General features: G+C 37.0%; 5 protein-coding genes, 1 tRNA gene and 1 CRISPR repeat array. Of the genes, 5 read left to right on the top strand and 1 reads right to left on the bottom strand.

Going from position 1 to position 13,591, the window contains the following annotated elements; translation table 11 throughout:
• Positions 1-38: 38 nt before the first annotated feature.
• Entirely contained in the window at positions 39-1,043 is a 1,005-nt protein-coding gene (gene cas1b, locus RM549_RS07990) for a type I-B CRISPR-associated endonuclease Cas1b (protein WP_311683531.1), read from the top strand.
• Position 1,044: 1 nt separating this feature from the next.
• Entirely contained in the window at positions 1,045-1,308 is a 264-nt protein-coding gene (gene cas2, locus RM549_RS07985; RefSeq protein WP_311683529.1) for a CRISPR-associated endonuclease Cas2, read from the top strand.
• A 207-nt stretch (positions 1,309-1,515) separates the two neighbouring features.
• Positions 1,516-6,073: direct repeats of the CRISPR family, unit length 30 nt; unit sequence CTTCCAATCGTACCATACAGGAATTGAAAT.
• A 150-nt stretch (positions 6,074-6,223) separates the two neighbouring features.
• On the opposite strand, the gene RM549_RS07980 is transcribed toward cas2, so the two are convergent.
• On the bottom strand, positions 6,224-7,435 hold the full coding sequence (locus RM549_RS07980) for a phage integrase SAM-like domain-containing protein (protein WP_311683527.1): 1,212 nt from the start codon (positions 7,433-7,435) through the stop codon (positions 6,224-6,226).
• A 327-nt stretch (positions 7,436-7,762) separates the two neighbouring features.
• On the opposite strand from RM549_RS07980, the gene RM549_RS07975 reads away from it, so the two are divergent.
• The 3 genes from RM549_RS07975 (at position 7,763) to RM549_RS07965 (ending at position 13,573) form a co-directional block, all read left to right on the top strand.
• Positions 7,763-7,836, top strand: a tRNA-Asn gene (locus RM549_RS07975).
• Between the two features lie 1,016 nt (positions 7,837-8,852).
• Entirely contained in the window at positions 8,853-11,972 is a 3,120-nt protein-coding gene (locus tag RM549_RS07970) for a SusC/RagA family TonB-linked outer membrane protein (protein WP_311683525.1), read from the top strand.
• Positions 11,973-11,983: 11 nt separating this feature from the next.
• A complete protein-coding gene (locus RM549_RS07965) occupies positions 11,984-13,573 on the top strand; it encodes a RagB/SusD family nutrient uptake outer membrane protein (RefSeq protein ID WP_311683523.1) in 1,590 nt (529 codons plus the stop codon).
• The last annotated feature ends 18 nt before the right edge of the window (positions 13,574-13,591 follow it).

The raw sequence follows: 13,591 nt of genomic DNA, 5'->3' as shown, positions 1-13,591 counted from the left end.
TCTCGGAATCGAGGATCACCAAATAATTAAAGAGCCAAATGAAAAAATCCTATTACCTTTTTAACCCCGGCCGGCTTAGCCGAAAAGACAACACTCTAAAATTTACACCGGTAGACGAAGACGGTAAGGAACAAAAACCGAAATATTTACCCGTAGAAGGTGTTTCCAAATTATTATGTTTTGGCGCATTAGATGCGAACAGCGCGATGTACAATTTTTTAGGAAAAAATAAAATAAGTGTGCATTTTTTCGATTATTACGAACATTATACCGGAAGCTTTCAACCTAAAGAATATTTACTGGCTGGTAAGATGCAAATCGCCCAGACAAAACATTACACCTCCAAAAAGAAAAGACAAATTATCGCTAAAAAATTAGTACAAGGTGCTGCTTTTAATATTCAGAAGAATCTAAAATATTATCAAAATCGAGATCGTGATGTAAAATCTTATATTGAATCTATTGAGAAATATGAAAAGTTAATAGATCAGACCATGGATGTTGAAACCCTAATGGGAATAGAAGGTAATATTCGACATACCTATTACGGAGCTTTTGATAAAATCTTAAAAAATTTTAAAATGGAAGGAAGGAGTAAACAACCTCCCAGCAATGAAGTCAATGCGCTAATATCCTTCGGCAATATGATGTGCTACACTTTATGCCTGGATCAAATTTATCACACGCAGCTTAACCCTACTATTAGCTTTTTACACGAACCCGGATATAGGCGCTATTCGCTCGCCCTGGATTTAGCCGAAATATTTAAACCTATTTTAGTTGATCGTAGTATTTTTAAAGTACTTAATAAAAAGCAATTACAGGCTAAAGATTTTGATATTAAGGTAAACCGAGTAATTTTAAAAGAATCGGGAAAGAAAAAGTTCATAAAGGTGTTTGAAGATCGTCTTAATGAGACCATCAAACATCGCAATCTTAAAAAACATGTTAGTTATAAACATTTGGTAAAATTAGAATGTTATAAGCTTAGTAAACACGTATTGGGCATTAAAGAATATCAACCTTTTAAAATTTGGTGGTAATATGTATCTTATTTTAGTTTATGATATTGGTCAAAAAAGAGTGGGCAAAATGCTTAAATTATGCCGGAAATATTTGCACTGGATCCAGAATTCAGTCTTTGAAGGAGAAATCACCCCGGTAAAGTTAAAAGAGTTATTGGCCGAAGCCGGTAAAATTATGGATGAAGAACAGGACAGTTTAATTATCTTTAAAAGCCGAAATGAGAAATGGTTGGAAAAGGAAGTAGTTGGTAAAGAAAAAAATGAAATCGATACTTTTTTATAAAGTGTCAATGTAGGCTTTTTATAAATTAAATTAATACGCTCTTTGACATATTGATAAATAACATACTGATATTCAAAAATTTATCTAAGCGTCGATCCTAAGGAAAGAATCGGGAATTACCTATCGACGCTTTTTTGAGGATAAAAAATGCAGTTGTAGCTTTGTAAAGCCCTGAAATAAGGCTTCTTTTGTCGTCGATCGCGACGGCTTCCAATCGTACCATACAGGAATTGAAATGAAGATAGAACAGCCTGCCTTTTTTGCTCTTTATTCTTCTTCCAATCGTACCATACAGGAATTGAAATTGAACTACCTTGAAGAGATAACCAACCGCAATAATTACTTCCAATCGTACCATACAGGAATTGAAATATAGATTTACCTTTTCTTAAATTCGTGTAGTGCTCTACTTCCAATCGTACCATACAGGAATTGAAATTCACCTGGACATTAAGAACCTGACGCTCCAGCAAGCCTTCCAATCGTACCATACAGGAATTGAAATAATGACCTCTAAGGAGTTGGAAAAACTTCTTAACGCTTCCAATCGTACCATACAGGAATTGAAATCAGATGTACATGACCAGGCTCAAATCCCGGTCATCATCTTCCAATCGTACCATACAGGAATTGAAATTTATAATCCCGCACTACAGCATCGGTTCCTAACTTCTCTTCCAATCGTACCATACAGGAATTGAAATAGAAAACACAAAGTGGCGATGTTACATTCCTGAATAACTTCCAATCGTACCATACAGGAATTGAAATACAGTCATAAGTTCCGCGGAAATTTCTTTCCAGCGCTCTTCCAATCGTACCATACAGGAATTGAAATACAGTCATAAGTTCCGCGGAAATTTCTTTCCAGCGCTCTTCCAATCGTACCATACAGGAATTGAAATGTAGTTATGGCTTGAATTAAAACAACATAGGTTGCTTCCAATCGTACCATACAGGAATTGAAATCCGTCTTTAGGCTTAGGGTTTCTAACGCCACCACCTCTTCCAATCGTACCATACAGGAATTGAAATTTATTTGTTACTTGTAGGTTCTGAACAAAAGATGCGCTTCCAATCGTACCATACAGGAATTGAAATAGCATAAATACTCCTGATTTTCCAAATAGAATTTGAACTTCCAATCGTACCATACAGGAATTGAAATTCTGTTAACCCTTCAAGCTCCACTTTCAACTGATTATACTTCCAATCGTACCATACAGGAATTGAAATTCTACATTAGCAGGAACATACCCCAAAGCATCTACTACTTCCAATCGTACCATACAGGAATTGAAATCTGGACAATGTTCTGCTTACCGAAAGATGGGAGTATCTTCCAATCGTACCATACAGGAATTGAAATTCTGTGTAATAATCTACAGATTGGGCTTGCTTACCTGCTTCCAATCGTACCATACAGGAATTGAAATATGTGAAGCCATAAAATCATGGTACTTCGCAGAATTCTTCCAATCGTACCATACAGGAATTGAAATGCTTCAGCCTTAACCTTTTGCGCTTGTAAAAATTTATCTTCCAATCGTACCATACAGGAATTGAAATCTTGTTAGCGTTAAGACAGGAACAGGGTTTATTTGTTCTTCCAATCGTACCATACAGGAATTGAAATTTGTAGAGCCATCCCAATTTGTAAGTAAAGAATGGCTTCCAATCGTACCATACAGGAATTGAAATTCGGTATTAATTAGCAATAATTGCTGAAAATACTTTCTCTTCCAATCGTACCATACAGGAATTGAAATATTACAGCCTGATACGTAACATCGCCACTACCCCCACCCTTCCAATCGTACCATACAGGAATTGAAATATCTCAATTGGAATTGATAAAAAGCAGTCCTTTAAGACTTCCAATCGTACCATACAGGAATTGAAATTCAAGTACCCCTGATTTACTGAAATTCTCCCAATCTCTTCCAATCGTACCATACAGGAATTGAAATATGTATTGGAATGAGAGGTATAACCCTTCATATAGCCCTTCCAATCGTACCATACAGGAATTGAAATATGTAGAAGGACTTCGTATTTTCGGAATACCAGTTGACTTCCAATCGTACCATACAGGAATTGAAATTTAATAATTTAAAAAACTATCTGAAGCTGAAATGTTACTTCCAATCGTACCATACAGGAATTGAAATCGGGTAAAGATACGGAATGATTATAATACGGCATTCCTCTTCCAATCGTACCATACAGGAATTGAAATTTAGTATCTTTAATAAAGTTTTGAATTGATCTTCCCCCTTCCAATCGTACCATACAGGAATTGAAATTTACCAACAAAACCTATATCTTGTGCTGATTCATCAGCTTCCAATCGTACCATACAGGAATTGAAATAAAGCTGAGGCTTGGGGTGCGTGGGAGGAAATGGTCACTTCCAATCGTACCATACAGGAATTGAAATTTTTCAGACAAAAACATGAGCCTTCTGAAAAAAGCACTTCCAATCGTACCATACAGGAATTGAAATTTAAAAAAGGAATACCAGACAATTTTTCTATCCTGCTTCCAATCGTACCATACAGGAATTGAAATATATGGAACTTGAGGACCTTGATTTTCAAATTAAAGACTTCCAATCGTACCATACAGGAATTGAAATTCATCATAGCCGTAAACAGTGTAAGTTTTAATTGGCCTTCCAATCGTACCATACAGGAATTGAAATATAGAAAGCGGAGTCACCTAATGACGTAACTTTCCCTTCCAATCGTACCATACAGGAATTGAAATATTGTAAAAGTAGAATTACCTATATTTTCTTTTGTGCCTTCCAATCGTACCATACAGGAATTGAAATATGGATAATGCACCCATGATTTGATCTGTAGGGGTGCCTTCCAATCGTACCATACAGGAATTGAAATTTAGATAATAGAATAGGCTGTACTTGCCCGGTTCGTCCTTCCAATCGTACCATACAGGAATTGAAATTTTAAAGCGACTTTTATATGATCTTTGACAGCGTTCCACTTCCAATCGTACCATACAGGAATTGAAATCTGCATCAATGTCATAAGTAGTGCCACCATTTGCAGCTTCCAATCGTACCATACAGGAATTGAAATTTACCTGCATTTTGGCCATTAATTCTCGCAAAAGTCTTCCAATCGTACCATACAGGAATTGAAATCCGTTAATGGATCTGCTCCTAATAGCATTCACCGCAACTTCCAATCGTACCATACAGGAATTGAAATCGATTTACGATGTCTTTCTGTAGCCAGGAAATACTATCTTCCAATCGTACCATACAGGAATTGAAATTCTATGGAAGCATTGTAAACCCACTGTTTCTTTTCTCTTCCAATCGTACCATACAGGAATTGAAATTTATTATTAGGAGAATTAGCTCTTATAAAATCAAAACTCTTCCAATCGTACCATACAGGAATTGAAATTTCAATGTACCTCTTACAGCTACAGGAAAAGCGGACCCTTCCAATCGTACCATACAGGAATTGAAATATAAATAAGTGAGTAGCCCCGGCAAGTGATTTTAAACTTCCAATCGTACCATACAGGAATTGAAATTTTGTAGCTACAAGCTTAAAGAAAGTTTCTTTTTTAGGCTTCCAATCGTACCATACAGGAATTGAAATAATGTATAATACCATTTCTTCCTCTAGGATCATTTTTCTTCCAATCGTACCATACAGGAATTGAAATCTTTCTTTTCTCCCTGAAAATCCCGTACCAGTTTCCCCTTCCAATCGTACCATACAGGAATTGAAATTTTAGTATTTTGGTGACGTAGAATTCAGGTATTGGCACTTCCAATCGTACCATACAGGAATTGAAATATGTAGAAATGCTCGACAGCATCGGCGACACGGGATTCTTCCAATCGTACCATACAGGAATTGAAATAATATTATCGTATTAGTTCCAGACTTTCCTTTTATTCTTCCAATCGTACCATACAGGAATTGAAATGTGTACACCGCGGCGTTTTGAAAATACGTTGTGTCTTCCAATCGTACCATACAGGAATTGAAATAAGTTAACAGCTTCATTAACCGCTACATTTAATTTGTCTTCCAATCGTACCATACAGGAATTGAAATTTCTGAAGCGAAAGGAAAACTATTTGGCTGTTGTTTCTTCCAATCGTACCATACAGGAATTGAAATTACTTTCGCTGCATTGCTTCTGTTCTTGCCATGAGCCTTCCAATCGTACCATACAGGAATTGAAATCGGGTCATTCCGGTGGTCTTCATCACATCGGCCTGGGCTTCCAATCGTACCATACAGGAATTGAAATCATACTTCAAATTCTACGTTGCTTAAAATTCCGGTTACTTCCAATCGTACCATACAGGAATTGAAATTAGAATTCAGGAACGGAAAGTTCCTGGTTCCTGAACTTCCAATCGTACCATACAGGAATTGAAATTTGATCAGCCATAGGTCTTTGAACTTGAAAACATACTTCTTCCAATCGTACCATACAGGAATTGAAATATTAGAAGGATACTGGTATGAGGTTACCGATGCTTCACTTCCAATCGTACCATACAGGAATTGAAATCTTTCGAAAACAAGACAAAGGCTCAAAAATTCTTCTTCCAATCGTACCATACAGGAATTGAAATTTGTAGGTATTTTGGGATTTTATATTTTGGATTGCCTTCCAATCGTACCATACAGGAATTAAAATACCATACCGGCAACAAAATTGTTGCCAGTTGTGGAGTCTTCCAATCGTACCATACAGGAATTGAAATACGAATAGCTGTCAAATAAAAAATTATTCCCCAGATGCTTATGAAAAATATGAATGGAAACTCAAGCAAAGAGTTGTTTTGCAAGTGGAGAGACAAGAATCGCACATCACGCGGCACTAAAACCTCACTATTTTTATTAATCTAGAAATATTAAAACAACAATTTTTCACTAGCTTCATCTAATAAGGAGCTATCAAGTTCTTTTAAATAAGCTTGAGTAACAGTTAAATTTTTATGTCCCATAGATTCACTAATGATATCTGTAGCTATTCCTTTTCGCTTTAAACAATTTGCAAAACTATGACGAGCAACATAACTGGTCACGATTTTGTCAATTTCACAGATTCTAGCTATCTCCTTGAGATCCTTATTAAACCGTTTTAAAGTTTTCGATTTCCTATCTTCTATTTGCTGTGGAGAAAGATTGTTTTTCAGCAGAATAGGAAAAACATATTTCGTGCCGTTAGGCGCACTTTTGTAGAAGTTTAAAATTTCTTCCACCGGAGGTAAAATTTTTATCCTAAAATTTCCTTTTGTCTTGGAGCGCGTATAAAAAATCCTATCGCCTTTAATATCCTTCCATTCAAGTTTCATTGCATCTGCGAAATTCATTCCTCGAGTATAAAAACTAAAAACAAAGTAATTACGGCTATTTATTAGATGGGGATAGGAATCGATATCCATTTTTACAATACTCTGAACCTGTTCTATTGTTAATGCCTTTTTTTGACCTTTACCTTTTAGTCGGGATATCTTATATGATCGAAATGGATAAGATGTTGCTTTTATTACATTTCGATCAATAGCTCGATTATATACTGCCCTTATAGCACGCATTCGAACGCCTATTCCACCATCACTGCCACCCCTAGCTCTTAAAAAAACTTCATATTTGCTTAAGAATGCCGCAGTTACTTCCTGAAATTTAAGATTGGTAGATCTGTTGAAGAGTTTTAAAGACCGGTAAGAATCCTTATTAGCTCTGGCATTCCCTGCGCGTCCAGATGCTTCCATTTCGTCAATGACTTCTTGCCAAAAGGCAAAAAAGTTATTTTTATGAGGATTTTTCTCTACTCTGAAACGTTTCTCAAAGTCCTCCAGAGAAAAATCTTCTTTTTCAAGTTCCAATTCTGTAAGCAACTTATATACTCTCTCCTGAATTTTCAAAAGTAATCGGTTATTTTGAATATAATTTGGATTAGATTTCCTAAATCTTCCAGAGGCCGAATCCCATTCAATTTCTAAAACATTAAAGATGGTTTTAAAATATTTGGATTTCCTATCTTTCGTTACTCTCAAATAAATAGGATACTGCCCATTTGAAAGTCTCTTTTTCCTAATAATGATTTTGATATTAACCATGAGTAATTACATATGGGTACAACATAGGTACAACATTTAGGAAGGTTTCTACTACTTCCAAGAAAGTAAATATAAATAAAAAATTTATAACAAACTGATTGTCAATAGAAAAGAAACCTAGTGAAACTATATGAAAGTGAAATTTAGCTTTCTGTTAATCAGAGGGTCCTTGGTTCGAGCCCAAGAGGGGGAGCAAATTTTTAAGAAGATTTTTCTTTTGGGCGAGAAGCCTGTCCCGAGCGAAGCAAAGCGGAGTCGAGGGAAGCCCAAGAAGGGGAGCAAAAAGCAACAGAAAGCTTTTTTTAAAAATTCTGGACATACTGAAATTCCTCCTTAGCTCAGTTGGTTAGAGCATTTGACTGTTAATCAAAGGGTCCTTGGTTCGAGCCCAAGAGGGGGAGCTTAATAAATGCCATTCTTTTCAGGATGGCATTTTTTGTGAAATTACTTTTGGTCAATATTGTGCTTTTTATTTTGATTGGGTGCAACTACAACTATAGTGGAACTCCAAGACCAGGCTTAATTGAAAACCGTTTTCGGAAAAAGCAGAGTCAGGTTTTAATATCTGACTGGTCTTGTACCTAAAATAATAGTCCAACTTAAATTTGGCACTTATCGACTCGGAAGCCTTGAGTCTGACAGGTAAAAATCTAAATTTATCTGAAAAAGAACAAAGCGATCTTCTATTTCTAAAAAAATTTGATTTTCTTCAAGATGTACTGCCAAAAATGGCAATTATCGACCTGCAGTTTTCCTCCTACTGCAAATCTTCTCTAAGAAAATGTTTTTTCGCCAAAAAAAGTAATTTTACCAGTAAAGCTAATGCCTTAAAATGTCAGTTTTCGACCTGAAAATTAAATCCTGATGCCGTTTCCTATTTCCGGTAGTGCTATTTTAATGAAATAGGTAGTTATGGAGGTAGAAGGGATTTTTTCAGTAGAGATTGAACATATAAGACATTATCTTCAGCGGAATAAGGCAATTTATTAGATTTGATTCTTTAAAGTGCTGGTTCAGAATGGTAATTATCGACCTATAGTCTCTACAGCTTTCCGCACTTTATTTTCAATAAGGACTTCAGCAGATAATATGATTCAAAACCATCATTATACTACTCACTATACTACTCACTGCTAATTATTTAACTATACATTATGGTATTAAGTGTGCTCAATACAGCTACTTCAAGATATGTAAGCAAAAAAAGTATTAGCATCTGCAAAAAAACATTTAGTACGAGGGTATCCCTGTCTTTATATTTGGTAATAATTATGTTATCCGTAACATTTTGAACAAATAATGGGGAGTTCACAAAATCTATAAATGATTATTGGGAAAAATATTGACTCTTCAAAAAAATGAAATATTGCAACATACTCTTTTATCACTTTTATAATTAACTAAAACAACTCATCACATGTTAAAATTTTACCTCTTTTATTTTAGTAGGTGCAGCAAGTACCTGTTGCTTATGTTTAGTTTCTTCTGTTTCTCTTTTTCGTTTTCGCAAACGATTGAGGTTTCAGGAACGGTTACTTCTGCAGGCGATGACCTTCCTCTTCCTGGAGCAAGTATCACTATTGTGGGACAGCAAACAGGAGCTGTGACCGATTTTGACGGTAATTACACTATTACTGCAGCACCAGATGCCCAATTGCAATTTAGCTTTGTAGGCTTTGAGACACAGGTGGTTGATATTAACAACCGAAACACCATAGACATCGCTCTCCAGGAAGATTTAAATACCCTGGATGATGTTGTGGTTGTTGGATATGGTACTCAACGAAAAGCACTTGTAACCGGAGCCAGCGTACAGGTTGATGGGGAAGATCTCCAGAATCGTAGTACTACAAACGCTTTACAGGCGATGCAGGGACAAACTCCCGGAGTACAAATAACTTCTACTTCGGGCCAACCAGGGTCTGGTCTTAATGTAAGGATAAGGGGGATTGGATCTACTGGTAATAACTCTCCACTTTATGTTGTTGATGGGGTTTTAACGGGAGACATTTCTTATCTAAATAACGCAGATATAGAATCGATTTCCATTCTAAAAGATGCCGCTTCTGCAGCTATCTATGGTTCCCAGGCCTCCAATGGTGTGGTCCTGGTTACCACAAGAGGGGGGAGAAAAAACAGCTCTAGGATCACATTCGATTCTTATTATGGAGTCCAAAGTGTACCAAACAAGATAGAGATGCTTAATTCTACTGAATATGCGATTATCACGAATGAAGCAGCGCTTAATTCTGGTAGTTCTCCTATTTTCTCCAACGAGCAAATTGCCAGTCTTGGTGAAGGCACGAACTGGATGGAAGAAATGTTTGAGGAAAATACTATTACCCAAAACCATAATATAGGTTTTTCCGGAGGTGGCGAAACTTCTACATTTTCATCTTCTTTATCTTTTACCCAGGATGAAGGAGTAGTAGGTGGGGAAGATCTTTCTAACTATGAACGAATCAATTTCAGATTAAACTCTGAACATGAACTTTATGACGGTTTTGTAACATTTGGAGAAAACCTTACTTTTTCATACATCAATAGTAACGGTGTTAGTGTGGGTAACCAGTATAGCAATAGCTTACGTGGTGCTTTTGCAACTCCTCCAACAGTTTACTTTTATGATAATGACGGTGAATTTTACAATACTGCCAATGATAATGAGCCATGGCTGAGTGGATGGGCAAATCCATACGCTTCTATGGTTTACAATAATCAGAACGAGAGTAATACCCAGAAATTACTGGGAAATGTGTATGCCGAATTTGAGTTAATGGAAAATCTCAAGTTCAGAACAAGTATGGGTCTCGATTATTACGCTTCTGAAGGACACTCTTACCAGCCTATTTATGAGCTATCTGTATATACATTTAACGAGCGGGACAGGGTTTACCAAAATCAGAGTAAAGGTTATTCCCTACTGTGGGATAATTTGCTGACTTACAATTTTGACATTGCAGAGGATCATCTTTTCGAGGTTCTTGCCGGTACTTCTTCGTTTAGCTACCAGGGCACCTATATTAATGGTAATAACGTAGATCTTATTTTTAATGATCTGGAACATGCGTGGCTCGATAATGCTCTTAATTCTGAAGGTGCTTTAATGGACCAGGGAGGTGGACCTAATAATGAGAACAAGAGGATGTCTTACTTTGGTAGAGTAAATTACAACTACAAAGATAAATACCTATTAAACACTACTTTTAGGGCAGATGGATCTTCAAACTTTGCTCCAGGCAATCGCTGGGGATATTTTCCTTCAATTTCTGTTGGTTGGATTGCTACGGAAGAAGACTTCCTGAGAAATTCCGACTTCTTTAGTTATTTAAAATTTAGAGCCAGCTGGGGGCAGGTGGGTAACCAGAATGCAAGTGCTTTCCAATATCTTGCGCCGCTTACTTTCTTAAATACCAATTACAATTTTGGAAGCGAAGAAGCCCTTCAAACTCCAGGTGCTTATCCCAGCAGATTGGCAAATCCAGATCTTAAATGGGAAACTTCGCAACAAATTAACTTTGGTCTTGATGCAAGGCTTTTACAAAACACCTTAACTGTTAATCTTGACCTTTATGAAAAAACCACACAAGATTGGTTAATAATTGCGCCCGTGCTTGCTACAGCAGGTGCTGCGCCTCCGTTTACTAATGGGGGTGATGTGACCAACAGAGGTGTTGAACTTGCAATTGGATACAATAATAGTATTGGTCAGGATTTTCACTATAATGTTAGTGTAAATGGGGCTTACAACCAGAATGAAGTGGGTAACATTCCAACAGAAGATGGGATTATCCACGGTTTAACCAACCAGCTTTTTGACAATTCACCGGAATTCTATCGAGCAGAAAGCGGTTTTCCCCTGGGTTATTTTTGGGGACTGGAAACAGGGGGAGTTTTTCAAACAGAAGAGCAGGTAAGCAATTATACTGCCAATGGTCGTCTTATCCAACCTAATGCAAGACCAGGTGATGTTATATTGGTGGATCAAAATAATGATGGGATTATTAATGATTTGGACAAAACAAACATTGGTGATCCAAACCCTGATCTTACTTATGGTTTCAATATCTCCTTTAACTATAAAGGGCTGGATTTTTCCATGCTTGCCAACGGTGTTGCAGGAAACCAGCTGGTACAATCTTATAGAAATCAGGCGAGCCAGTTTGCCAATTACACCACTGCTGTTTTTGATAGATGGACAGGGCCCGGGTCTTCCAACACAGTTCCACGAGTAACCCTGGATAACAGGAACTATTCAAATTTCTCGGATCTCTATGTACAGGATGGTGATTTCCTGAGAATAAACAACCTTACTTTGGGTTATGATTTTTCAACAATTACAGAGGATTTTGCAGTAGATAAACTAAGACTTTATTTTTCTGCTCTTAACCTTTACACCTTTACCAACTACAACGGGATGGATCCTGAAATTGGATATGGTATTTCTAACGATACTTATAATTTCTCCTCTGGTGTTGATTTAGGTTATTATCCAAGACCGAGAACATTCCTTGTAGGATTAAATGTAACATTTTAAAAAAATTAGTAATGAAAAGATTAAATATTTACTTCTTACTGTTCCTGGGGTTACTTAGCACGGTATCCTGTTCAGAAGATTTTCTTGATGCAGAACCCATTACAGAAACAACAGACGCGAATTTCTACAGAACTCCGGAAGATGCTTTTTCTGCCCTTGCTGGATGTTATGATGGCCTTCAAATAGCCTCCGGAGGGGTTGCCGGCTTAAGCTACCCAGTAACCAGTATGGTTCTATCAGATAATATGTTTGGTGGTGTGGGAAATGCCGATCCATTCAACTTTCAGGCGGTAGATGAATTTGATATTAACCGCGCTCCAACATACGGGAATTTGTATGAAACTTTATGGATAGAATATTACCGTGCGCTGTACAGATGTAACGTACTCATTAATAAAATGGACCAGATCGATTGGAGTGACGATCCCGAGTTACGCGGCCAGTACGAATCTGAAGCCAGATTTATTAGGGCTTATTTGTATTTTCAAATGGTGAAACTCTGGGGGAATATTCCATTATTAACAGAGCCTTCTTCAGAAAATATACCCCAGGCAGACCCTGATGAAGTTTATACTGTTATTGCTGAAGACCTGATGTTTGGTAGTGAAAACCTTCCGGTAGAATCCTATAACGCAGTTCCATCTGGCAGGGTTACCCGTTGGGCTGCAAAATCTATGCTTGCAAGAGTTTACCTTTACTATACAGGCTATTACAATCAGTCAGACCTTGTAGGTATGGTTAGCCAGGCTGATGCTCTTTCACATCTTGAAGATGTAATTAACAGCAGTGGTCATGGTTTGTTGGAAGACTATGCAAGATTATGGCCTGCAGCATCTGTAGATGATTTTGCCGGAGAAAACAATGAAGAAATAGTATTCTCAGTAAAACATACTTACACCAGTGACTATGATGGAAATACAGATGGAAACCACTGGATGGTAATGTTGGGAATGCGTGAATTTACACATTATCCATATGCACAGGGTTGGGGGATTACAGTAAATCCTAAGCTTTACAATGCATATGATGAAGATGATACCAGAAGAGATGCTTCTATAATCGCCATAGATGAAGAAGAAATTCCTTTTGATAAAATTGAAAATCAGCGAGAATATACCGGATATTATACGAAGAAATATACACCTTTGGCAACAGAGGATGGAGGTAGCCTTGCTGTGGAATTAGGTGGAACAGATTTTCAGATTGGTCAGTTTCAGGACTTTTATGTTATGAGATATGCAGATGTTTTACTTATGGCTGCAGAGCTGGGTAGCCCAAATGCACAAAGTTATTTTGATGCTGTAAGACAAAGGGCATATCAGGATGATTTCAGCTCACAATCAGTCACTCTTGAGCGTATTCAGCATGAAAGATGGCTGGAATTTGCTCTGGAAGGAATAAGATACTGGGATCTTCTAAGACGTGGTGTTAGCGAAGCTGCTCAGGTTATTGCTGAAGATACTACTTTGCTGAATGGCGGTATAGAAACACCCAAAGTAATTTCTGCTTCAAATATTCAGGAAACTGAAGGTTTACAACAAATTCCTAATAACCAGATTACCCTATCCAATGGCGTATTAATACAGAATACGGGCTGGTAATAGAACAACTTAAAATAT

Origin of the sequence: Autumnicola patrickiae (assembly GCF_031846525.1) — a bacterium.
Taxonomy (GTDB): domain Bacteria; phylum Bacteroidota; class Bacteroidia; order Flavobacteriales; family Flavobacteriaceae; genus Autumnicola; species Autumnicola patrickiae.
The sequence above is the reverse complement of the archived record's forward strand: the minus strand, read 5'-3'. Positions and strand labels throughout refer to the sequence as shown.

Coding starts and splice junctions, on each gene's coding strand:
- cas1b (WP_311683531.1), top strand. CDS start 39: ATGAAAAAATCCTATTACCTTTTTAACCCCGGCCGGCTTAGCCGAAAA.
- cas2 (WP_311683529.1), top strand. CDS start 1,045: ATGTATCTTATTTTAGTTTATGATATTGGTCAAAAAAGAGTGGGCAAA.
- RM549_RS07980 (WP_311683527.1), bottom strand. CDS start 7,435: ATGGTTAATATCAAAATCATTATTAGGAAAAAGAGACTTTCAAATGGG.
- RM549_RS07970 (WP_311683525.1), top strand. CDS start 8,853: ATGTTAAAATTTTACCTCTTTTATTTTAGTAGGTGCAGCAAGTACCTG.
- RM549_RS07965 (WP_311683523.1), top strand. CDS start 11,984: ATGAAAAGATTAAATATTTACTTCTTACTGTTCCTGGGGTTACTTAGC.